The sequence below is a fragment of the Janthinobacterium rivuli genome (assembly GCF_009208735.1).
GTDB lineage: Bacteria > Pseudomonadota > Gammaproteobacteria > Burkholderiales > Burkholderiaceae_D > Janthinobacterium.
The window spans coordinates 71,936-92,018 of sequence record NZ_WFLJ01000023.1 but is presented as its reverse complement, the minus strand read 5'-3'; the positions used below and the strand labels follow the sequence as shown (position 1 = coordinate 92,018).

At 60.2% G+C, this 20,083-nt stretch carries 26 protein-coding genes; 3 read left to right on the top strand and 23 right to left on the bottom strand.

Annotated elements, in window-relative coordinates:
* Window positions 1–5 precede the first annotated feature (5 nt).
* The 10 genes from GCN78_RS25755 to GCN78_RS25715 all read right to left on the bottom strand — a co-directional run bounded on the left by GCN78_RS25755 (window position 6) and on the right by GCN78_RS25715 (window position 5,109).
* The gene (locus tag GCN78_RS25755; RefSeq protein ID WP_226939825.1) at window positions 6–1,022 is read right to left on the bottom strand and encodes a phosphoadenosine phosphosulfate reductase domain-containing protein; all 1,017 of its coding nucleotides are present in this window, start codon (window positions 1,020–1,022) and stop codon (window positions 6–8) included.
* Window positions 1,019–1,258, bottom strand: coding sequence for a hypothetical protein (locus GCN78_RS25750; protein ID WP_152254255.1), 240 nt, complete (start codon window positions 1,256–1,258; stop codon window positions 1,019–1,021). The genes GCN78_RS25755 and GCN78_RS25750 overlap by 4 nt, the downstream gene beginning before the upstream one ends.
* Window positions 1,252–1,404 (bottom strand): hypothetical protein, encoded by a 153-nt coding sequence (locus tag GCN78_RS29460; protein ID WP_175445254.1) that lies wholly within the window; start codon window positions 1,402–1,404, stop codon window positions 1,252–1,254. Before GCN78_RS29460 ends, GCN78_RS25750 begins: the two co-directional genes overlap by 7 nt.
* Window positions 1,401–3,239 carry a replication endonuclease gene (locus tag GCN78_RS25745; protein ID WP_152254254.1) on the bottom strand — a complete coding sequence of 613 codons (1,839 nt, stop codon included), beginning with the start codon at window positions 3,237–3,239 and terminating at the stop codon, window positions 1,401–1,403. The genes GCN78_RS29460 and GCN78_RS25745 overlap by 4 nt, the downstream gene beginning before the upstream one ends.
* Window positions 3,229–3,582, bottom strand: coding sequence for a hypothetical protein (locus GCN78_RS29815; RefSeq protein ID WP_226939824.1), 354 nt, complete (start codon window positions 3,580–3,582; stop codon window positions 3,229–3,231). Before GCN78_RS29815 ends, GCN78_RS25745 begins: the two co-directional genes overlap by 11 nt.
* Before the next feature lie 101 nt (window positions 3,583–3,683).
* On the bottom strand, window positions 3,684–4,085 hold the full coding sequence (locus tag GCN78_RS25735; protein WP_152254253.1) for a hypothetical protein: 402 nt from the start codon (window positions 4,083–4,085) through the stop codon (window positions 3,684–3,686).
* A 120-nt stretch (window positions 4,086–4,205) separates the two neighbouring features.
* Entirely contained in the window at window positions 4,206–4,469 is a 264-nt protein-coding gene (locus GCN78_RS25730) for an Ogr/Delta-like zinc finger protein (protein ID WP_133992923.1), read from the bottom strand.
* The gene (locus GCN78_RS25725) at window positions 4,466–4,654 is read right to left on the bottom strand and encodes a hypothetical protein (RefSeq protein ID WP_152254252.1); all 189 of its coding nucleotides are present in this window, start codon (window positions 4,652–4,654) and stop codon (window positions 4,466–4,468) included. Before GCN78_RS25725 ends, GCN78_RS25730 begins: the two co-directional genes overlap by 4 nt.
* Before the next feature lie 37 nt (window positions 4,655–4,691).
* On the bottom strand, window positions 4,692–4,895 hold the full coding sequence (locus GCN78_RS25720) for a hypothetical protein (RefSeq protein ID WP_035820909.1): 204 nt from the start codon (window positions 4,893–4,895) through the stop codon (window positions 4,692–4,694).
* Between the two features lie 10 nt (window positions 4,896–4,905).
* Complete coding sequence (locus GCN78_RS25715) at window positions 4,906–5,109, bottom strand: ribbon-helix-helix protein, CopG family (RefSeq protein ID WP_139178462.1); 204 nt, start codon at window positions 5,107–5,109, stop codon at window positions 4,906–4,908.
* 82 nt (window positions 5,110–5,191) lie between these two features.
* Here GCN78_RS25715 and GCN78_RS25710 point away from each other — a divergent pair, with 82 nt between their 5' ends.
* The 3 genes from GCN78_RS25710 (at window position 5,192) to GCN78_RS25700 (ending at window position 8,189) form a co-directional block, all read left to right on the top strand.
* Complete coding sequence (locus GCN78_RS25710; protein ID WP_152254251.1) at window positions 5,192–5,635, top strand: helix-turn-helix domain-containing protein; 444 nt, start codon at window positions 5,192–5,194, stop codon at window positions 5,633–5,635.
* 620 nt (window positions 5,636–6,255) lie between these two features.
* Window positions 6,256–7,542 carry an AAA family ATPase gene (locus GCN78_RS25705; RefSeq protein WP_152254250.1) on the top strand — a complete coding sequence of 429 codons (1,287 nt, stop codon included), beginning with the start codon at window positions 6,256–6,258 and terminating at the stop codon, window positions 7,540–7,542.
* The gene (locus GCN78_RS25700; protein ID WP_152254249.1) at window positions 7,539–8,189 is read left to right on the top strand and encodes an HNH endonuclease; all 651 of its coding nucleotides are present in this window, start codon (window positions 7,539–7,541) and stop codon (window positions 8,187–8,189) included. The genes GCN78_RS25705 and GCN78_RS25700 overlap by 4 nt, the downstream gene beginning before the upstream one ends.
* A 342-nt stretch (window positions 8,190–8,531) precedes the next feature.
* Here the strand turns inward: GCN78_RS25700 and GCN78_RS25695 are convergent, their stop codons facing one another.
* From GCN78_RS25695 to GCN78_RS25635, 13 genes are read right to left on the bottom strand one after another with little or no spacing between them, the layout of a single operon-like run.
* Window positions 8,532–9,803, bottom strand: a complete 1,272-nt coding sequence (locus GCN78_RS25695) for a phage late control D family protein (RefSeq protein WP_152254248.1) — start codon at window positions 9,801–9,803, stop codon at window positions 8,532–8,534.
* Entirely contained in the window at window positions 9,800–10,405 is a 606-nt protein-coding gene (locus GCN78_RS25690; RefSeq protein ID WP_152254247.1) for a phage tail protein, read from the bottom strand. The genes GCN78_RS25695 and GCN78_RS25690 overlap by 4 nt, the downstream gene beginning before the upstream one ends.
* A gap of 15 nt (window positions 10,406–10,420) precedes the next feature.
* Window positions 10,421–13,291: a phage tail tape measure protein gene (locus GCN78_RS25685; RefSeq protein WP_152254246.1), complete on the bottom strand. Its 2,871-nt coding sequence runs from the start codon at window positions 13,289–13,291 to the stop codon at window positions 10,421–10,423.
* Entirely contained in the window at window positions 13,292–13,405 is a 114-nt protein-coding gene (locus GCN78_RS25680) for a GpE family phage tail protein (protein ID WP_071650284.1), read from the bottom strand.
* 8 nt (window positions 13,406–13,413) lie between these two features.
* Window positions 13,414–13,722: a phage tail assembly protein gene (locus tag GCN78_RS25675; RefSeq protein ID WP_152254245.1), complete on the bottom strand. Its 309-nt coding sequence runs from the start codon at window positions 13,720–13,722 to the stop codon at window positions 13,414–13,416.
* A gap of 39 nt (window positions 13,723–13,761) precedes the next feature.
* Window positions 13,762–14,271: a phage major tail tube protein gene (locus GCN78_RS25670; RefSeq protein ID WP_152254244.1), complete on the bottom strand. Its 510-nt coding sequence runs from the start codon at window positions 14,269–14,271 to the stop codon at window positions 13,762–13,764.
* A 59-nt stretch (window positions 14,272–14,330) separates the two neighbouring features.
* Window positions 14,331–15,506, bottom strand: coding sequence for a phage tail sheath protein (locus GCN78_RS25665; protein ID WP_152254243.1), 1,176 nt, complete (start codon window positions 15,504–15,506; stop codon window positions 14,331–14,333).
* A gap of 34 nt (window positions 15,507–15,540) precedes the next feature.
* Window positions 15,541–16,017, bottom strand: a complete 477-nt coding sequence (locus GCN78_RS25660; protein ID WP_152254242.1) for a hypothetical protein — start codon at window positions 16,015–16,017, stop codon at window positions 15,541–15,543.
* Window positions 16,018–16,020: 3 nt separating this feature from the next.
* Window positions 16,021–17,523, bottom strand: coding sequence for a phage tail protein (locus tag GCN78_RS25655; protein WP_152254241.1), 1,503 nt, complete (start codon window positions 17,521–17,523; stop codon window positions 16,021–16,023).
* Window positions 17,520–18,140 (bottom strand): phage tail protein I, encoded by a 621-nt coding sequence (locus GCN78_RS25650; protein ID WP_193316875.1) that lies wholly within the window; start codon window positions 18,138–18,140, stop codon window positions 17,520–17,522. The genes GCN78_RS25655 and GCN78_RS25650 overlap by 4 nt, the downstream gene beginning before the upstream one ends.
* Window positions 18,133–19,044: a baseplate assembly protein gene (locus GCN78_RS25645; protein WP_152254240.1), complete on the bottom strand. Its 912-nt coding sequence runs from the start codon at window positions 19,042–19,044 to the stop codon at window positions 18,133–18,135. Before GCN78_RS25645 ends, GCN78_RS25650 begins: the two co-directional genes overlap by 8 nt.
* Complete coding sequence (locus tag GCN78_RS25640) at window positions 19,041–19,385, bottom strand: GPW/gp25 family protein (RefSeq protein WP_152254239.1); 345 nt, start codon at window positions 19,383–19,385, stop codon at window positions 19,041–19,043. Before GCN78_RS25640 ends, GCN78_RS25645 begins: the two co-directional genes overlap by 4 nt.
* Window positions 19,382–20,026: a phage baseplate assembly protein V gene (locus GCN78_RS25635; protein WP_152254238.1), complete on the bottom strand. Its 645-nt coding sequence runs from the start codon at window positions 20,024–20,026 to the stop codon at window positions 19,382–19,384. Before GCN78_RS25635 ends, GCN78_RS25640 begins: the two co-directional genes overlap by 4 nt.
* Window positions 20,027–20,083 lie beyond the last annotated feature (57 nt).

Below are 20,083 nucleotides of genomic sequence, written 5' to 3'. Positions count from 1 at the left end.
TCCTTCTAATCCGTGCATCCACAATCGGTTAAAGCATCATCAAAGGCAAAGGGGAACAGCTCCCCGTGATTCATCGCCATGTCATACATCGCTTGGTAACTGGGCCTGTCCTTGCGGAACCAGCCGCCAGCACCAGATCCGGACGCCTGGGCGTTCTTTTCCTGCTGTATCCACCACAGGGCACGGCTTGGCTTTTCGCGGATCAGGGATAACACCTGGTTGCCGCCTTTCAGGAAGCACAGATCGCAGTTGCCGTGCATCGTCTTGCCGCTCATATTCGGCAAGCCCAGGTCAAAATCCTGTGCTGCCCAAAACGCGCTGACGTCAGCCACGGTCAGGCCGGCCGCCGCCAGGGGCGCTTCTTTCACTTCGTGCTTGCCGTAGTCCTGATTCGCCAGCCGCGCCACGCGCAAAGGCTCGTCGGCGCGCATGCCGATAAACGTGGTCCACTCGACCAGGCCTATCGACTTCAAATAGCGCTGCATTGGGCGTACCTTGAGTTCCGCCGTGCAGAAGCGCGCGACAGGGTTCGGCAGGAATTTCTTTTCGTCGTGCAGATCCGCGAACGGTTCGCCGCAGCGACTGGCCGTTGCAAAGTCCACGATGGCGAATTCCTTGCCGCGTGCTTCATTGCGAGGGCGGTTTTCTATCCAGGCGATAGGAACGCCCCAGCGCTCGCCGCAGTTGCGCACGAATTCAAGGGTCGCTTCCTCTTCCTTGCCGGTGTTGGCAAAGCACACCACGACGTCAGCCGGTAGCGTGCCGCCGTAGGCTTGAAGCGTCATCCACAGCATCATGCCGCTGGTACGGCCACCGCTGAACGAAATGACGCCCGGACCGTCGAACAGGAATGGGCTGTTCATGCGGGCACCGCGCAGCGTTGAGCCAGGGCCACCAGCCAATGCGCCAGCTCGGGCGTCGCGTTCCGCGTCCCAGGCGTCCACCGCCGGCATGGTCTTGTAGATCGAATTGGCGCGCACGAACAAGGCCGCCACGGCAGGTAATGAGCGTTCCGCTGTCATGCTGCGCACCCGATAGGCGCGGTTGCCTTCTTGACCGCCTCGATGGCGCCCAGCGGCACCGCACGGAACATGCCCGGCCACTGGTGGTCCAGCTCCACCCAGGCATGCAGCTCGCCATTGCCCACGTCGCGGCGCAGGTCGTTGACGGTGCCGGCCTGGTAGCCTTCATCGGTATCGAATGTCACGCGGTCGCCCAGGGCGATTTGCCGCGGCGAATTGGTCAGGGTGGTCAGCATTGCGGTGCTCCTTTCAGTTTGGCGGTAACGCCGCACACGCCGTAGCGGTCGATGGCAGCGTCGATTACGTCGCCGCTGGACGCGGCATCATCAAAAAATTCAAAGCGTTCGGTTTGGGTGCGAACGATCACGGCAAAGGTTTTCATGTGGTAGCTCCCTCATGCGATGGGTTGTCGGGGAAGATCAGCCGGGGATATGGGCAGGCGTTGACGGCCGCCCAGGCGGCAATTACGGCTGTTTTTGCCTCGTCAGGCAGGTCAGGCACGGGCGCCGCCGGCGGCGTGGCCGGGGCAGGGCGGTCGGGGTGCGTACAGTTATTTACACGAGTCCGAGGAACGGCAACCCCAACAGCCACCCCGCGCCCGCCTGTGGCCTGTACCGGCGTCCACGTATGGCGCACGGACTTGAAGACCACGCCTATCAGGTCGCTGCAGCGCACGCCGTAGGGCGTGGTGCGCAGCGTTTCGCCGTAGCGGCCGATGACGGTTTTTTCGTCCTTGGCCAGGGTGACGACCAGTTCCTTGCGCGGCACCAGGGCGCCGCCCTGGGCGCGCAGGTATTCAGCCCAGCAGGCGCGCTTTTCACCGTCGATCTTTTGCACGGCATCCCAGGCGCGGCGCATGGAGGCCGGGGCTTCGTTGAGCATGTTTTCCTCGATGCGGCGCAGTTCGCGCCACACGGTGACGGGCGCGCCACCCCATTGCTGGAATTGACGGATGCCCCAGCACGCGGCCCAGGATTCGACGCGCGCCGATGGCGTCAGCTCGACATCGCCTTCGGTGTCGGCCGTGACGACATAGCCTTCTTTGGTCTTGTGCTCGGCAACGCCGTCGATGTTCTTGGCCACGTACTTGGCGATGTAGCCGGCGGCGCTGCCCTTGGCCCAGTCGATGCGTTTCACGTCCAGGCGGCGCGCGAAGGCGCCCGGTTCGCCACGGTCCACGCGCCAGGCGTAGCGCTTCATGATGCGGATGGCGCGGCCCGCCACGTCCTGCAGGTGGGGCGTCTTGTATTTCGCGGTGGGGCGCACGAACAGCAGCAGATGCCAATGCGGGCAGCCGTCATGGTGCGGCTCGGCGATGCGAAAGCCGTACAGGCCGATACCACGGCGCGCCAGCGCGGAGCGGCACAGCGATGTCATCTTGCCCAAATACGCATTGGCCTCGCGTGGCGTGGAGCCGTCGAACTTGTCGTTTGGCTTGCCGCTGTGCTGCATGGCGTGGAAGCGCGATGGGCACGTCCAGGTGATGAAAATGCCTTGGTCGCCGCACTCGCGGGCGATCTGCTCAAAGCCGTTGATGCGCAGCATCAGTTCGCCGCGCCGGATGGCTTTATTCGCCGTCGTTTTCTTGGCCAGCTCGGCGATGCTAAATTGCTGGCCGTTCTCGTTCTGCACCAGGGTGGCGGCCAGCGCTGCCGCGTTGCGGCGGTTCTGCGCCAGGCGAGACAGCACGGCGTCGTTGCTGGCGTAGGGTTCGCCGCGATAGTTGACGTAGCCCAGTCGGATATTGCCGGCTTCAAAGGCGCGCTTGACGCGCTTGCGCAGTTGGCGGCGCCACCATCGCGCGTCTACCAGGCGGGCGATGGTGTCGGTCAGCGCGTCGAACTCTGGCAGCTCGATGCCATACGAGGCGCATTCACCTTCCATGATCTGCAGGGCGTGCGTGTCGGACAAGGCCATCCACAGCATTTTGGTCACGCCGGCCGCCGCGCGCTCGGCGGTGGCCACGATGTCCGCATCGCTTTGCGACAGGTCGACGCCGGCCGGCACGTACTGTTCGGCGAATTCGCGCACAAAGCCAGTGGCGACGGATTCATAAACTTTGTACCAGGACGACCAGGCCATTTTTGCCATGGCGGCCGTGATGACGCGGTTGCGCCACTTGAACGGAATGCGGGCCAGCTCGGGCGCGAACTGGGCGGATCGCAAAAAAGCTTCGTGACGCTGCGGGGCTGGCAGCAGGATTTGTTTAGATTGCATTCAACAGTCTTTCGTACACACGGATAGCGGCAGAGGTGGCGGCGCGCAGCTCGATGCGCTCTTCCTCTGTAAATGAGTGGATCGGCGATTCCCAGCGGTCGGCGTCCAGGCCGGCGGCGATCAGCACGGAGCGCCGCGCGCCGCGTGGCGACAATCCCCACGCCTGGGCCATGAAGGGCGCCAGATTGCGCGGCTTGATGCTGCGTAGCTGGGCCTTGGCTTCGGCGATGGCGGCCAGCGCATGCCCGGCGCCTGGTGGCGTCGGCATGTCCTTGTCGCGCGCTGCCAAAATCTCGGTGGCAGGTTGGAAGGACAAGTGATTGTCGATAAGGGACGCCGGCATGGTTCAGTCCTTGATGGCGCCGATGGCCCGAAGCACGCCGGGGGCAATGACGATCAGGAGCGACAGCAGCCAGATGCCGCAGGTTTTGGCCAGGCGCAGCATCAGCGTGCCCCTCGCTTGAGAAATTGTTCTGCCCAGTACGGGAGCGTGTGTGATGCGCCGCAGCAGTGCTGGGAACCCGCTTCATTGGCGAAAATGTAGTTCACCTCAATGGGCAGCTTGCCGACCAGGGCGCGCTGCTTGGCTGGCGTGAAAAAGCCGTCACGCTCCAGCGCCTGCGCATTGCTGACGATGAAGGTCAGATTGGCAGCGCCGTAGGCGTGATAGGTCTTGGCAATCTCGTGGATGTGGGCGGTCAGCGCCGCGATGCCGATGCCCGCGCTGGCTTGCAGCAGAAAACACGTTGGTGCCACGGCGACAATACAATTTTGCAAGGTCGGGCGGATCGTGCTTGATGCCGTGGATATGCCGGCATGAGGGGTGGCGTGCAGCGTGTTTTCCATCGGTTTTCCTTATTTCAGGTTGAACGAATCCCGCACGCTCAAAAGGGAGCGCAGCAGGGCACAGCAAAAGAGGGGAGTTACAGCGGCCGGGTTACGGCGGCGCGAGGATCGGGATAGTCATCAGCAGCCCGCTGTCAGGTCGAGGGCCAGCTGGCTGGTTGCTGCCGCGCGCGCATGCTGGGACATCGGGATGCGGATATCCGGCTTGGGCATGGCGGACAGCGAGAGGGTGCGCAGTACTTCCAGGCCTGCCACGAAGGAGTGCCCGCATTCGGGGTTCTGGCACATGTAGGTGATTTCCTTGAACATGGCGGACATCGTGCGGCTCTTGACAGCGCGGACGGTGTTTTCGCAATGCGGGCAGGGCAGGCCGATGACTCTCATTTCAGCTTTCTTTCCACTTGGTACAGGGCGCGACCGCGACCTGTCATGTTTTTCGACTGTATGCGTAAGCGCGACTTGATGAGCCATTCAGCCGCCTGATCGATACTTGCCAGCCCCTGGCGTTGGCGCACGAGTTCCAGCACCGCGCGCTCTTCGTCATTGAGGTTAATTTGATGGTCTGGCATTTTCTGTAACTTTAGAGTTGCTCAAAAGTGACTCGGTTTAAACGCTGCGACGCTGTACGCTGTCGATTGTGGCGTCATCCAAGGCGATCACGGCCAAGGCTTCACGCATCACGATCTGGCGCACCAGCACCGCAAGCTCTTCGCCCTGGTAGTTGGCGATCGAGGAAACAAGCTGGTGCTCATAGTCATCGAGGCGCAGCATGACGCGGTGGCTGCGGATACGTTTTGCATCGGGGTACATGACGTTGTCCTTAGTGAATGGATTTGGAAGCGAGTTCACGTTTGTAATCGGCGAGGCCGCGCAGGATCAGGAAGCGGAGGAACCAGGCACGGGAGCGTTCAAGTTTCTCTGCGTAGCCTTCGACTTCATCTACCTCATCCGATGTCAGACGAACGCCAAGAGGCTTAGTCGTGACGCCCTTGGCAGTGCGCCTCGCTATGGATACGTTTTTCATAATGTTATGATCTGTAATCGCTATGGTATGGCATAACTATAGCTCTCAAATGAGAGCATTGTAAAGAAAAATTTGCGCACAAATGAGATCAATTGGTGAAATACTAAAAGAAGAGCGTCAACGGCTGGGCATGAATCAAGAAGATTTTGCTGCCGTTGGCGGGCTGAAGCGACGCGCACAAACGCTCTATGAGCAAGGCGAGCGCGCCCCGGACGCGCTTTACTTACGAGCGTTGGCTGGGATCGGGGTCGATGTCCACTACATACTTACGGGTGAGAGATTGCAATCAGCCGTTACCTCGGATGAGAGAGAATTGTTGGACGGCTATCGAAGTATGGACGTTCGCGGGAAAGCAGGCGTACTTGGGATGATTGGCGGCATGCGCTCGCCAACGCCCCCAGCATCCCAAGTAGGGAATGCCCCACACGTTGAAACCCACGGCAAGATCGGTCAAAATTTCGTTGGAAATATCATTGGGCCACAGACTTTTAATGTGGCCGGCGGCGGACGAAAAAAGGAAAAATAGTCTGCAAATGATTCACCTTCTTATGCTTATTGTAATTGCTGCTTGTTTGCTTTGCATAATTTTCGGCAGTATGAATCCTCGAAAGCGAGCGTTTAAGGCGGGCGAGTCGGGCGGCTCCTTTTGGCACCATACAGTATCGCCTGCGAACACCAGCTCCGAGCCAAAAACGATCGGTCATGCTTGCTTTCAGCTGCCAGAAGTAGAGCATGCTAATCTTGGCGAAGCGAGATTTAAGGAAAACAATGTGGATTCGATATGAAAAATTCCGGAAGAGTATTATGAGAACGCAGAGTAAGTCTGCTAACGAAACTGCTCGCGAAAATGATATGACGGAATATTCTGCCTCAGATACGCATCGGTGTTTCAGCCTCTTTTCGTAAGGGATTGTGCGCCTTTTGTATATACGACTTCCGTGAAATCCGACCACAACCTAACCAGACTCTGCTTGGTACTAGCAATTCGAAGAGGCGGCGCTGTCATGGTTTGATTCGCCGATAACGCTGTTTTACCAAGAAGAATTTAGATCAGTTCACTAGCTAGCAACATCATCTTGCTGTAAAGTAAATTTGCAACTGAGATGGACAGAAGTAACATTGTGTAGATGTAACCAGGGAGGCGTGATGACCGGATTTGGTCCTTTTATACGAGAGATAAATATAAATGAAATTCGAAATATTAAAAATTTATCTATCGAGATAAGCAATGATCGTCGTGAACATTTAATTCTTACAGGCCCCAACGGCTGCGGGAAAACAAGCGTTCTACGTAGCATTAAGCAGCAGCTTGAAGCGGTGGCGAGTGGAGAAATTCTTGATATTCCAACGTGGAAGGGTAATATAAAGAATAGTGAGAGCGCCATTTTAAGTCTTCTCAATTTTAAAGCGGAAACTTCCACTTTGGAGGAAAAGGCTGCGCGCGAGCAAATGATTTTACAGCAAGAAGTGCATATTAAGAATCTTCAGAAGAAGATCGCAGATTTAAAGAATGTTGAAGTTGAATTTAGTAGTTTGGGGGAGGCTGTTTCTCGCTACAGTAAAGGCGAATATATAATTAGTTTTTTTGAGGCGAGACGGGAAGCTCAAATTTCTCCTGTAAAAGGGGCAGAGCGGTTAGATTTGCCAAGGGTTTCGCCTATTGCTGTGGATAAGCAAAATGCTGTAGGCGCGCGATTCTTACAATTTTTGGTAAACCAAGAAAATCGCGCAGCTCTTCTTGCAAGAAAGGGCAATCATGAGGAAGAACAAAAGATCACTGTCTGGTTTAGTAATTTAACAAAGAAATTTCAACAAATATTTCAAAATGATCAACTAAAGTTGGAATATGATATTGATGAATTTGATTTCAAAATTTGCATTCCAGGTAGAGAACCTTTTCGGTTTGTTGATAATCAATTATCAGATGGATTCTCTTCAATATTGCAAGTATTGGCCGAATTACTACTCCGGATGGAAGCTATAGGGCGATCTAGCTATGATATTCCAGGAGTTGTTTTGATTGATGAAATTGAAACCCACTTGCACATTCAGCTTCAAAAGATAGTTTTGCCATTATTGATCGAATTTTTCCCAAATATCCAGTTCATCGTGACAACTCATTCACCGTTCGTTCTGACTTCCGTGCCAAATGCAGTAGTGTATGACTTAGATACACGAAAGAGATGGGAAAATATGACCCCAATGTCGGTAGGTGCAGTAATTGAACAGTACTTTGAGGCTGATCTATATTCCAACGAAATTAAGGACTTGGTAATAAGATATCAGTTACTTACAGCTGGGGATGTGGCCGATGAAATGATATTGAATCAATTGGTTGATATAAGAGCTATATTAGATAGTGTTGATTACAATCAGGCTCCAGAATTGGTTGGGCATTACCGAGCAATGCGCGCAAAGGAGATTAGTGATTGATCTATCTCCCAAAAAGTTCTGCAGGTGATCTTGCGAAAATTCTTCAGGAAGCAATGGCAGTCGATAGATCAGGAGTGTATCGAGATGGTCCGGTATATGAGCGGTTGAAGGCCGACTTTCATGGGAAGTGCTATATCTGTGAAGATGATGAAATGACGGCAATCCAGATCGAGCATTTCGAGCCACACAAAAATGTGTTGGTGAAAAAATATTCTTGGGAAAACCTCTTCTATTCATGTGGACATTGCAATAATACGAAGAATGCTGGTTTCTGGCCGATGTTGGATTGTACAGAGTTCGATCATGAAGTCTGGGAATCGCTGAATATTAGTCTTTCAATATTTCCTAAGACTGAGGTTAAGATATCTCTAAGTGCGACATGTCCGCATCCTGAAAAAGGACAAAATACGATTCGCTTGTTGGAGAAGGTTTATAATGGCAAGGATGCGACAGCTATGAAGACGGATGAGGCACGAATACTGCGAAATAAAATTTTGCGTGCCCATACTAATTTTGTTACAGCTGTTGCACAGCAAGATGTAGAGCTAATTTGGAAGCTTATTTCAGATAATGCAGCATTTTCCGGAATAATGCGCTGGTGGCTGCGCAACAATCACCCGAAACTCTATACTGAGCTGCTAACATGAATTCATCGCACGCGACCATCAGAAAACTGATGGCCCATAATTTTTGGCTTTAAAGGGAGCCATCTTTGAATTTCTTACGGGGTCCTAAATTACGCTAGTGAAATTCCACGTACCGGACTTAGCCCTCAAAAATGAAGGCACCGCCTATGGCGTTGCTATGCTGGCTGACGCCTTGAATGGGCACTGGCAACAAGCAAACGAGTGCAAATAGAGTGCATTGCGAGCCGGAACCGATGGTAACTATAAAAAGGTCTTGCCGAGATATTCTTGTAAGGGCCTGCTTCCAAAGGCTAGCGCGAGCATGGAGATAGCAGCCGTTGAGCGGGCGTAGAAGGCATTCTTTCATGCTGCTTCTTCGCCGGTTACGGCTCGCGTATGCCTCCAAGGTTCGTCGCTATTCTCGTGAATGATATCCCGCACTTCTTCAATATTTTTCCACGCATTCAGGGCCGCCCGCTTGGCGGCCTGCTTGCTCTTGTAAGTGTGCTCCAACGTCTTGAGCTTGCCCGTGGCGCCGGCCTGCTCCTGGCCCGCCTTTTTCTTCTTCGCCGCCACGTCCTTCCACTTGGCCACCACGCCCGTGATGCCTTCGTCCGGGTCTTTCTCTTCCTCGCGCTCGGCCTCGACGGCTTCCGTTTTCGTCTCAAACTCCACCCGCGTGGTAAAGCCGTTGCCGCCCAGGCTGTGCGTGACCTTGACCGATAGCCAGTCGGTGGCGTCGATCTCGGGCTTGAAGCCCTTCACGGTCACGGGAGATTGCGGGAACACGGCCGGGTTTCCCAGGGCCAGATTCATTTCAAAGGTGGCCAGCCCGCGCAGGATGCGCTGCCATTCGGCGACGGCCGCCGTGCGCGCGTCCGTTTCATTGGCGAAGGTGGTGCGCAGGCGCTTGCTGTTGCCGGGCACGCCGGCCACCACGCTGCGGCGCCGCGCGTAGCGCTCGTCATGCCAGAAGGCGCGCACGCCTGTGTAGGCGTCGCTTTCGGCGCTGTGGTAGCGATGGCCGTCGCCCAGGGCGCGCGTGATGGGAATGACGGGCAGCGCCTTGCCGCTGGCCGTGCGGCTCTGGTTGATGGGGATGAAGAGCAAGGTGTCGTTCTTGACGGTGGCCACCGCGTCGTATTTCCTGCCCAGCCGGCGCAGGAAGGCCGCGTCGCTCTCGTGCGTCTGGTCGATGTGCTCGACGGCGGTATCGCGCAGGCGCGCCGATACGCCCGACGCCAGCTCGTTGCGAAAGGCGATGGCCTCGATGATGGCGCCCAGGGTGGTCTTGTGGAAGCTGTGTTCCTGCTGCTGCTTAAACGTGTCGATCAGGTTGGCCGACCTGGCGCGCAGGGTGATGGTGTCGGGCGCGCCGCTGTGCTCCACCTCGTCCACGGTGAACTTGCCCATGTCCACCAGGCCGGTCGCTTGCCAGCCCAGCGCAAGGGCGATCTGCGCGCCGCGCGGCGGCAGGGCCAGCTTGCCGTCGCTGTCGTCGAGGGAAATATCGAGCTGGTCGCTTTCGTCGCCACGGCACAGGGTCAACGTCAGATTAATCAGCCGCGGCGAGACGATGGCCGTCAAATCCTTGTCCTCGATGCTGACCTTGAAGGCAGGGATATGCTCGCTCATTTGAACTTGTCCGCCGCGCTGCCGATGGCGCCGCTGATGCTGCCGCCGATCTTGTCTTTCTCGCTGACGACGCCGCCGTATTTCGACGTGATACCGCCGACCACGTTGCCCACGACGCTGCCCACGGCATTCTTGGCCGCGCCCGCAATGCTGCTGGTCATGCCGTCGATGCTGAGCATGTTTTTCAGGTCGCCGATGTCGCCCAGGCCGACCATGGCCAGTACGCCGTCGTCGTCACGTTTGAGCGCAATCGAAAACTCGACGCGGCGCGCGCCGCCGCTGCCGTCGAGGATGGTGCGGCCCTCGGTCATGCTGGTGATGCGGTAGGAGCCGAGAATGCGGCCCGTGCCCTGGATCAGTATCCACGATTTACCGGTATCGGCCATCATGCGCAGCGCATCGAGCGAATACAGGGAGCCGGTCAGTTCCGGCGCCACCCAACCAGACAGGGTGATGGTGTCGTCACCTGGCCCCACGTACTGGTGCGCATCGCGCAGGCCCACGCGGGCCGTGCTGGCGTGCTTCCATTCCGTTTGCCGCTGCAGCTCGTGATAGGCCAGGGTCGGCAGGCTGAACACGAACATTCCTAAAATCATCATCATGGTGGTTATTCCTTCTTAATCGTGGTCGCGCAGGGACGAGCGGATGCGTGCCGCCTTTTCGCGGTCGCGTTGATCGAGCGCCGCGCTTACCGCGCGCGCGATGGCCTGGGGATCGGTGCCTGCCTGCACGTGGAAGGTGATTTCGATCTTGTCGCCCTGAATCGTCATGCCGGCGCCGAACCCGCCTTGGGACAGCGGCGTGCGCGTGTCGAAGGCGCTGGCCGGCAGGGCGGTTGCCGTACCGATGGCGATGCCGGCGCCCAGTTGCGTCAGGCGCTGCGCCAGTCCGGAAACCTTGGCAATCGGCGCGCCCTCGCTGCGGTCCAGGCCCACAGCAAAGCCCTGCATGGTGTAGTCGCCAAGCTGGGCAAACACGCGGCTCGGGCTGTGGATGCCCAGCTTTTCCTTGAACCAGGCAATGGTGCTGGAGCCGGCATTGCTGATGGCATCCTTGACCGCTCCCATGGAACCCGTGATGCCGTTGACCAGGCCGCGCAGAATGTTTGCGCCGAACTCGGTGAACTGGGCCGGCAGCTTGATGCCGAACCAGGTCATGACGCCCGCGAAGGCCTGGTAAAACACGCCGACCGGCGACCAGTTGATAATCAGGGCGGTGATACCGGCCATGCCGCCGCTGAAAGTTGTTTTCAGCTGCGACCACAGGCCGGCAATTAAGCCTGTCAGCGGCGCCAGTCCTTCGACAATGCTGTGCCGGATAGTGGCGGCAAAGTCGGTGAACCTGGCCGGCAGCGCGATGCCGAACCAGCCCAGCACGCCCGCGAAGGCGCGATAGAAAAGGCCCAGCGGCGACCAGTTGGCGATCAGGCTATTGATGCCGGTAAAGCCGCCGGCAAACGCCGCTTTCACGTCTGACCACAGGCCGCCAAAGAATGCCTTGATCGGCCCCCAGTATGTGTAGATCAGGAAGGCGGCGCCGGCGATGGCCGTCACGGCCAATCCGATGGGCGTCATCAAGAGGGCGCGGCCCAGCCACAGCACGGCACGGCCCGCCCACATGAAGGCGCCGCCCAGGTTGCGCAAAATGGGCGTGAGCACGCCGCCCGTCACGCCCATCTTGGCGAACATGACGTGCAGCATGGCGTACGGGCCGATCAGGGCGGCAATGCCCAGCATCAGCGGGCCGAGCACCAGCAGCAGGCCGGCCAGCACTGCAAAGCCAGCGATCATGACCTTGGCCACGGTTGGGTTGAGTTCCATGAAACCATTCAGGCGCTGCACCGCGCTGATGGCCAGCTCCAGCCCTTGCGCATACAGCGGCAGGATTTTCTCGCCCATGGTGAGCTTGAGGTTGGCCAGCTTCGATTGCGCTTCCAGTTCCTTGCCGGCGGCCGAGTCGCGGCCAAATTTTTCCAGCTTGCCGATATCGGCGGCGCCACGGTTGAGCTTTTCGTTCTTGTGGATTTGCACGCGCTGCAGGTACATCTGCGAATACAGGTTTGATGCGGTGCGATTCGAAAAAATGCTGCCGATGGCGTCGAGCACCTGTTTCTTTTCCGTGATGCCCTTCTTTGCCAGTTGCGGCAGCAGCACCTTTTCCAGCCATTCGAATTGGTTTTCGCGGAACAGCTCGGCGCCCAGCAGCGCGCCCGGATCGAGGAACGAGACTTGCCCGGCCTTGTCGTGCTTGACCTTGCTCTTGTCGCCAATCAGGCCGAACTCTTCCAGCTTCCTGGCTGAGCGCTTGGTGGTGCGGCCCTGGTACAAGTTCTGGTAGGCGCTCATCAGGGACGTGCCGACGCGGTTGCCGCTCATTTCCTGCACCAGCGGTTCCATCTGGTAATAAAAGGCATCATCTTTCAAACCCTTGGCGGCGATACCGCCCGTCTTGATCATGTTCAGCCATTCATTCGGGCCGACGCGCCCGCCCGTGGCGGTAATGACCTGCTGCACGATATTGGCCTGGGCTTCGAACTTTTCCTTGCTCTCCAGGCCACCGCGCAGCTCGATCACCTTGAGCATGTCCATGAACTTGCGTTCGTTGTCGGCACCTTCGGCCTCGCCAAAGAAGGCGTGATTGGCAAACTTCATCTTGGCCAGGGTAGGGGCGACCATTTCCGCGTGGTGCACGTCGGCAAAGGCGCTCATGCCGTCGCGCATCAATTGCAGGTTGTCGAGCTGGCTGGTGCCGTAGGTCTTCATGTTGCGCGCGAAGGCGACGGCCTCGGCTGATACCTTGTCACCCAGGCCCAGCGCGTTGACGCGGCCCACTTCCGTTTGATAGTGCTTGGCCTCGTTCAGCCCCTTGACGACGGGCGCGCCGATGACGGCGCCCGTGGCGGTCGCGCCCGCGCCGGCCATGGCCAGGTTGCCCGCCTTGCTGCGCAGCTTGTCCGCATGCTGGATGGCGTTGGTGACGCGCTGCTGTTTGGCGGCCGCATTGGCCAGTTTCTGCTGCTGCAGCGTCATGGTTTTGTTGGTGGCCTCTATCTCGCGGCGCAAGGTGCGCTCGTGGTTGGCCAGGTCTTTGGTGCCGATGCCGGCGCCCGCCAGGCGCTCGCGCATGACCTGCAGTTGCTGGGCTTGTTGCTGGCCGGCCGTCTTCAATGCACCGGCCGCCTTGACGGCGGCGTTAAACTCGCGCGTCATGGCGCGCGTGGGCGCCTCCGCCTGTTTCATCTTGGCGGCCAGGCTGGCCACCTTTTGCTGGGCCGCTTCCAGCTTGGTGCGGGTGGCGTCCAGGCCGCCATGCAGTTCGCGGAACTTGCTGATGTTTTTCTGCTGGGCATTCAGATCGCGCAAGCGGTCGCTGGTGGCCTTCAAGGCCTTGGCCGTGTCGCTGGAGCCGCCCAATATTCTTTTCAGCGGGCCGGTAATCTTGTCCAGTGCCGCAAATACCACCTGTAATTTCAGATCCCGACCAGCCATCTATTCCGCTCCGCTTCGCTGCCTGGCGCGTTCGCGCCAGGCCATCAGTTCATCAATCGTAAAACCGTCCATTGCTGCCGGCGTCCAGTGGAAGACGCCGGCAATGTCGGCCATGGCGTCTTCTACTTCGCCGGGGATACCGAAAGGCGATCTACTCTGCTCGCCAAAAAACCGGCAACCTCGACGCCCACGGCCAGCAGGTCGGCCGGGTCCATGTTGGCGATGTCGTGTGCGGTCAAGGTCGGCTCGGTGATGCGCGGCAGCACGATCTGCAGGGCCGACACGTTCAGGTTGGCCAGCTCGATCAGGGAAATGCCGCGCAGGGCGCCTGCCTTGGGCTTGCGCACGGTCAGCGAGTTGATGAATGTGTCGCCGCGTTTGATCGGATCGTCCAGCTCGATGACGGCCTGGTTTGTGTTTTCGTTGTTCATGCTGTGTTCCTTGTGGTGTGGTGGTGAATAAAAGGGGGATTACAGGCCGATGGCCTTGCGGATGGCGGCATTCGTGTCGCCGCCGCCAAAGTTCTCGGTACCGCTCATGAAGTCCAGTTCGATGACGGTGGCGCCGTCGATCATCAGCTTGTAATAGCTGCAAGCCATGGTGTATTTATGGGTGGTGTCGTCGCCCATCTTGGCCGTGCCCATGTCGATTTCCTTGTAACGGCCGCGTACGACAACCTCGACGGCGGCGACCGTGCCGTCATCGTCTTCCTGGTAAGCGCCGGCAAAGCGCAGTTGCACGGCGCCGTGCGAGTGCGCACCGTACTGTTTCAGGGCTTCGGCGACCAGGCCGCCGCCGCTCCATTCCAGCGACAGCGCCTCGTTGCCGAAGTCCACCGACACGGGGCCGGCCATGCCGCCGGCGCGGTACTCCTCCATCTTGCGGCTGAGTTTTGGCAAAGTGACTTCGGGCACCATGCCCAGGAAGGACACGCCGTTCTGGAACAAGTTAAAATTTTTCAGTTTGCGGGGCAGGCCCATAATTTCTCCAGTATTTCAATGCGCCCGCGCTGGCGCGGGCAGGGTGGTGATGTGGTCGATTACGCGGAGATGCGCGAGGCGAAGTCGGCCAGGTAGCGGTCGGTAATGCGCTGCTGGAAACGCAGGTTTTCCAGCGGCGGCACGGGCGTGTAGTCGTAGTCGATGGCCAGCTTGCCCGCCTTGAGCGTGTCCTTGTCGTTGTACTGCTCGTCATACCAGGCGTGCCCGTCGATGATGTAGCCCTGCAATTTCAGGTCGCGGAACTTGGCGTTGATGCTCTCCAGCATGTCGCGCACCAAGGACGGATGCAGGGGCAGGTCAACAAAGGTGAAATGCGCTTCGGCGATGGTGTCGGCCAGCACCTGGGCCGTGCGCGTGTAGTTCTCGAAATAGAAGAAGCCGCCCGGCGCCTCGCAGGTGCGCGAACCCCAGAAGCGGTAGCCGCCCATGTTAATCAGGGTGGTCACTTCCTTGGCGTTGAGCACGCCGGCGTCGGTGGCCGGGTCTTGTAGGTCGAAAAACACATCCTGGGTCAAGCCGGTGGGGCCGTTGACGACCACGTTGGACAGCGTCTTGTGCCAGCCCGTTTCCTCGTCGATCTTGGCGCGCAGGCCCATGGCGTAGGCGACGGCGGAAATGCTCGCTTCCTCGTCGGTGGCAGTGTTCCAGTTCACAAAATCGGGCCAGATAATCATGACCTCGCGCTGGCCGAACTGGCCGCGATAGGTGGTGGTGGCCACCACGTTGCTGCAGCCATACGCGGAGGCGTACACGAAGGCGCGCAACTGCTGGGCGACGCTGGCCAGGGCGTTGGTGACGGCCTTGGTGTCCAGGCCCGGCGCGCCCAGGATGCGCGGTTTGACGCCGAGTTTGCTTTGCGCTGCCAGCAAGGCTTTCACGCCCAGGTATTTCCCATCGGGCGACACGCCGCCCACCACGTTGCTGGTGGTATCCGCTTCCGTCTCGCCTTCTTCCACGCGCACGACGATGGTCAGGGGTTTTGTCTGCGCGGCAATCGCCTCCAGCGCGCGGTACAGGGTGCCCGTCTTGCCGGCCTTGCCCATGGCGGCCAGCACGTTGGTGACGAGCACGGGCGTGTCCAGCGGGAAGGCGGCCGGGTCGGCATCGTCTGCCGTGGCGATCAGGCCCAGCACGGCCGTGGAGACGGTGCGGATGGGGCGCGAACCCTCGTTGATTTCAATGACGCGCACGCCATGGTGGTAGTCGGTGGCCATAGGGCTCTCCTGGTAGAAAAGAAGTTTCGGGTGGTTACTGCAGGTTTTCGGCAAAGGCGCGCTGCGCCTCTTCCGGCAGGGTGGCGGCGATCTGCGCGTATTCGTCGGCAATGGCCAGGCGCAGCGCATCCAGATCCTCAGCCGCCAGCACGCCGGCGCAGGTGGTGATGTCGAGCAGGCGCAGGCGCGCGGCGGCAATCGCGGCGACGGTGGCGCTGTCGCCATCGGACATCGCCGCAAAGCCGATGCCGGCCAGGCGGTTCAGGATCGTGTCGCGCGTCTTGCGTGTCGCTTCCAAGTGCCGCTCGGCGAGGACGGAAAAGGGCGCACTGGCGCGCTGCTTGGCCACCGGGTTGCCGGCGGCGTCGGCGACGATATCGAAGCCCTGGGCCTGGGCGGCGAAGAGTGCCGCGTAATGCGCTGGCGTCACTTCGCGGGCATCGTCAGGGATCGCCAAGTCCAGGATGTGGGTATCGAAAAAGCCGCCGGCAGAGGGAGAAAAGAGTTTCATGGCTTAGTGTCCGATGGCAAAAACAGAAACGGGATTGATGTAGAAGTTGCCCGATGCATCCCGCAAGGAGACGGAGCAATTGAAGCGCGACGGATTGGACACGCCCACGTTGGCGATTTCACCGCCCGGCACCGATCCGGTTCCCCATGCTGCGAGGCACATGTTTGGAAACCCAGTAGGGAAGGCAAAGAGGGTCGGGCCGGTATTCGAGGTGCTGATGTTTCCCCACTGCAGCAGCATGCCGCTCGGCAGTCGTTGAAAGCCCGGCACGGCCATTTGCGAGGCGAAACTGGCCGACGCGCCGGCCTGAACGCCGCCCCAGGCGTACCACTGGCCGCCGCCCACGTAGGCGACGCCCAGCGTATCGCCCTGGCCCAGCGAGAACGTGCGCGCGTTGCCATTGCCGACGCCATACAGGACGTCGCCTGCAGATGCCTGCAGCGTGACCACGCCGCTGCCGGAGTTGTTGATCTGATAGAAAGTACCGGATTTGACTTGCCCGGAGGGCGGCATGGTCAGGGTCAGGGTGGCGGAGGCGTTGATAATTGAGCCAGCTTCCGCCGCCAGCAGTGCCCTCGACACGGCAATCGAGGATTGCCCCTGGAAGTTGCCCAGGGCACGCTGGACGGCCAGCATGGTGGCCAGCTTGGCCGATGTGTCGAACTGGGCGGGCGTATCGGTTTCCGTCATGCGCGACAGCACATCGACGCCATCGCAGTAGGGCACGCGCGTCTGGCCCTGGCCGATGACCAGGCCGCTGCCGGCCGCCGTCCTGAACGTCAGGGAGTAAGTGCCCGTGGTCTTGTTGCGCACCGTCCAGTTATGCGCCGCCGCCGGCACGATGACGTTGATGTTGCCCGTCAGCGCCCCCGTGAACTGCAGCACGTCGGCCTTGGCTTCCGCCTCGGTGAGCACCACGTCCACCTTGCCGGCAACGGATTTATTCAGGACGATCAGCTCTTTCGGTTTGTATTGCGGGTGCGGGTCGGGGGCGGCCAGGTGCTGCGCCAGCAGCGTGTCGGCATAGGCGCGCACTTCGATCGCCTGATCGTCCGCATACTTGCGCGTGGCCAGGATGACGGCCGGATCGATTTTCAGCTCGATGGCGGCCGTGCTGGCAACGATCAGCACCACGCGCACCACTTGCGTGCGGGCGCTGCCCTCGGCCATGACGGGCTTATAGCTGGGCGGACAGTTGGCGACGGCGCACAGGTCGCCCGCCTCGTCGTAGAGGCCAATCTCGCGTATCCACCAGCCGCCCACCTCTTCGGGCAGCACCTGTTCGGCGATGATCTGGCTGGGGTTGGCCGGGTCGATGGCAAGCTGGTTCAGGTCGGCGCGGCGCACTTCATGCACGAGCGCCTTTTGCAAGCGATCCGGGATGGGCAGGGCGCCGTTGCCGTCGCCCACGCCCATCTTTTTCAGTTTCAGGGTTTGGCCCAGCGCGATGGCATTGGCCAGTTTGGCCTCGCCCACCTGCGTCAGAATGGCAAAGTATGTGCTCATGGATAGATGGTCATGGTGTCAATGGTATGGGATGCGCCGGCCTGCAACAGCGTGCCGCGCACTTCGATTTCTTCGGCGATCCACGGATAAACCGTCATCGCATCGCCGTGATAGGTGCTCAAGCCGATCTGCACCTGGCCACGGGTTTCCAGATACAGCGCCAGGCCCGTCATATGGCGGCTGACGGGCTTGGCGTCGGCGATCAGGCGTTCCATTTCCTGAAACATGGCGTCGGTGATGCCTGAATCCAGCACGCCCACGTCGAGGCGGAACGTGCCCGGCACGCCGGGCGGGGTGGTTTGCCACCATTCGGTGATGCGGATCAAATAGCCCAAGGACTCCACCACGCGGCGTACGGCGGCAATCGTGCCCTTGTGCTTGTGGATGAAATAGGCCGCCTTGATGGCGCCGCGCTTGATCGACTCGGGCCAGGCGTCGTCCCAGCGGTCGACGGAACACGCCCAGGCCAGAAACGGCAGCAGATTGACGGGGCAGCGGTCAGCGTTCCACAGGTCGCGCAGCGGAACGGGCACGTTGACCAGTTCGGCGCAGGCCACGGCAATGGCGCGCTCCAGCGCCGTGGTGTTGGGCGGCAGGGTGGGCACGGTCCTATTCATCAAGCACCACCACATTCAATTTGATGGCGGTGCAGCGCGCGGCCTGGGTGGCGTCCAGTTCGATATCAAGGGCCGGGCTGGTCAAGACGACCTTGCGCACGCCCTCGACGTGGACGGCGGCGCTGCAGGCGGATCGATAAATGCTGTGGCCCAGCGGGCGGCGCGGCTGCGACACGCGCACGGCGTTGGCGCGCGCGGCATCGAGCAGAATCGGCACTTCCGGGCCGACGCCGATAAACAAGGTCGCTTCGATCTGATAATCGATGACCTGGGCTGCTTGCACCTTTAGGCGGTCGCCCAGGGGGCGCACTTCCTCGGCGTTGAGCGCGCGCGCCACGATGGCCAGCAGCGCGGCGTCGGCGATGCCCGTGTCGTTGTTGGCCAGCACCGTGACGGTGACGCTGGCCGGCGCCGGGCTGGTGGCGCTCGCGTCCTTGACGCGGCCGTCGCTGCTGCGGGCGTGGAATTCATACGACGCTTTCGGGCCGGCGACGGACAGGCCGTCCGGCGCTTCCTGGATGCGCAGGCGGTACGCGTCGTTATCTTCCATGACGGCGGCCACGGGCGGCATGGCGTTGGGATTGGCCGGCGTGATGGTCAGGCGTTCCACGTTGACGTTGGCACCCAGCTGGTCCAGGTCGCCATCAAGGGCAAACGCCAGCATGACGGCCTTGCCGGCGTCGTTGACGCGGTTGCGCAGGATGGTTTCCTGATACGCGTTTTCTTCCAGCAGCTTGGTGGCCGGTTCCGATTCCAGCTCAAGCAGGGCAGTGACGGCGGCGCGCTCGGCTTCCGGCAGCAGGCTGACCAGGTGGGATTTGCGTGTGGCGAGGATGGCCTCAAAGTCCAGCGCCTCGACCACGCTGGGCACCGGCAATTGTGTCAGGTCGATGGGCGTGCTCATACGACGCCGCCTTGCTTGACGGGGACGGCCAGCGTGATGCTCTGGCCATTCGCCGTGCCATCGAGCAGCAGCGCGATGGCGCCGTCCGTGTCGCGCGTGAGCTGCACGCTGGCGAGCTGTAAACGCGGTTCCCAGCGCCGCAGGGCAAAGGCGGTGGCCGCGTAGATGCGCAACTGCGTGGCGCTGTTCAGGGGCTGGTCGATCAGCTCGGGCACCTCGGAACCATAGCGGCGGCGCCGGATGCGCGAACCGATGGGCGTCGTGATAATGTCGGCAACCGACTGGCGCAAATGGCCCAGGCCCGTCAGGCTGCGCCCGGTGGCGGCGTGCATGCCCATCATGGCAATGGCCCTTCTGACTGGTCGCCGCCGGCCTTGACGCCGCCGTGCGCATGCTTGGTCAGGCTGATGGCGCCGGCCAGCACGTCCTCGCTGGCCTTGACACTGCCTTGCACGGCCATGGCCACGCCGCCAGCGGCGCCGGCCTTGGCGTTCACGCCGCCATTCAGCGCGGTGGCGCCGTTGACGATCAGGTTTTTCATGACGGTCAGGTCGCCCGTGCAAATGGTGCTGGGCGCGTTCGACGTGACCTTGTCGGCCGTGATGTTGGCTGTGCCGCCGGGGAGTAGGGCCGTCAGGGCGTGTGCCGCGTGGTCATACTGCACCACGGCGCCGTCAGGATAGTGTGTGGTGTGGATGGTGTCGCTGGTTTCGGGCGCGTCAAATTCCTGGGAGTACAGCGCCGGCACGATGATGCCGCGCGTCAGGTCGCCGCCGGGTGAAAAGACGATGACCTGTTCGCCCACGGTGGGCGCCGACCAGGTGCGCGTGCTGCCGGCGCGTCGGGTGGCCCATTTCAGCCATTCGGTGGTGAGGGTCGGCCCGAGCCGCACGCGCGCCTTGGCCCCTTTGACCTCGGCAATGGTGCCCAGGCGGATCAGGTTTTGCAGCAAGCGGGTGAGGTCGGACAGGTCGGCGTTCATGCAGTGCATGTTGCCGAAGTCCGCGTGCGGATGCACGCGGGGACGGGTTGATATGGA

Bases quoted from the DNA above. Each gene is read 5' to 3' on its own strand.
- GCN78_RS25660 (WP_152254242.1), bottom strand. From the start codon at position 16,017: ATGAAACTCTTTTCTCCCTCTGCCGGCGGCTTTTTCGATACCCACATC.
- GCN78_RS25675 (WP_152254245.1), bottom strand. From the start codon at position 13,722: ATGAACAACGAAAACACAAACCAGGCCGTCATCGAGCTGGACGATCCG.
- GCN78_RS25695 (WP_152254248.1), bottom strand. From the start codon at position 9,803: ATGAGCGAGCATATCCCTGCCTTCAAGGTCAGCATCGAGGACAAGGAT.
- GCN78_RS25645 (WP_152254240.1), bottom strand. From the start codon at position 19,044: ATGAGCACGCCCATCGACCTGACACAATTGCCGGTGCCCAGCGTGGTC.
- GCN78_RS25650 (WP_193316875.1), bottom strand. From the start codon at position 18,140: ATGAATAGGACCGTGCCCACCCTGCCGCCCAACACCACGGCGCTGGAG.
- GCN78_RS25720 (WP_035820909.1), bottom strand. From the start codon at position 4,895: ATGTACCCCGATGCAAAACGTATCCGCAGCCACCGCGTCATGCTGCGC.
- GCN78_RS25685 (WP_152254246.1), bottom strand. From the start codon at position 13,291: ATGGCTGGTCGGGATCTGAAATTACAGGTGGTATTTGCGGCACTGGAC.
- GCN78_RS25690 (WP_152254247.1), bottom strand. From the start codon at position 10,405: ATGATGATGATTTTAGGAATGTTCGTGTTCAGCCTGCCGACCCTGGCC.
- GCN78_RS25715 (WP_139178462.1), bottom strand. From the start codon at position 5,109: ATGAAAAACGTATCCATAGCGAGGCGCACTGCCAAGGGCGTCACGACT.
- GCN78_RS25640 (WP_152254239.1), bottom strand. From the start codon at position 19,385: ATGATGGGCATGCACGCCGCCACCGGGCGCAGCCTGACGGGCCTGGGC.
- GCN78_RS25745 (WP_152254254.1), bottom strand. From the start codon at position 3,239: ATGCAATCTAAACAAATCCTGCTGCCAGCCCCGCAGCGTCACGAAGCT.
- GCN78_RS29460 (WP_175445254.1), bottom strand. From the start codon at position 1,404: ATGAAAACCTTTGCCGTGATCGTTCGCACCCAAACCGAACGCTTTGAA.
- GCN78_RS29815 (WP_226939824.1), bottom strand. From the start codon at position 3,582: ATGCCGGCGTCCCTTATCGACAATCACTTGTCCTTCCAACCTGCCACC.
- GCN78_RS25735 (WP_152254253.1), bottom strand. From the start codon at position 4,085: ATGGAAAACACGCTGCACGCCACCCCTCATGCCGGCATATCCACGGCA.
- GCN78_RS25635 (WP_152254238.1), bottom strand. From the start codon at position 20,026: ATGAACGCCGACCTGTCCGACCTCACCCGCTTGCTGCAAAACCTGATC.
- GCN78_RS25665 (WP_152254243.1), bottom strand. From the start codon at position 15,506: ATGGCCACCGACTACCACCATGGCGTGCGCGTCATTGAAATCAACGAG.
- GCN78_RS25705 (WP_152254250.1), top strand. From the start codon at position 6,256: ATGACCGGATTTGGTCCTTTTATACGAGAGATAAATATAAATGAAATT.
- GCN78_RS25750 (WP_152254255.1), bottom strand. From the start codon at position 1,258: ATGCTGACCACCCTGACCAATTCGCCGCGGCAAATCGCCCTGGGCGAC.
- GCN78_RS25670 (WP_152254244.1), bottom strand. From the start codon at position 14,271: ATGGGCCTGCCCCGCAAACTGAAAAATTTTAACTTGTTCCAGAACGGC.
- GCN78_RS25710 (WP_152254251.1), top strand. From the start codon at position 5,192: ATGAGATCAATTGGTGAAATACTAAAAGAAGAGCGTCAACGGCTGGGC.
- GCN78_RS25730 (WP_133992923.1), bottom strand. From the start codon at position 4,469: ATGAGAGTCATCGGCCTGCCCTGCCCGCATTGCGAAAACACCGTCCGC.
- GCN78_RS25680 (WP_071650284.1), bottom strand. From the start codon at position 13,405: ATGGCCGACATTGCCGGCGTCTTCCACTGGACGCCGGCAGCAATGGAC.
- GCN78_RS25755 (WP_226939825.1), bottom strand. From the start codon at position 1,022: ATGACAGCGGAACGCTCATTACCTGCCGTGGCGGCCTTGTTCGTGCGC.
- GCN78_RS25655 (WP_152254241.1), bottom strand. From the start codon at position 17,523: ATGAGCACATACTTTGCCATTCTGACGCAGGTGGGCGAGGCCAAACTG.
- GCN78_RS25725 (WP_152254252.1), bottom strand. From the start codon at position 4,654: ATGCCAGACCATCAAATTAACCTCAATGACGAAGAGCGCGCGGTGCTG.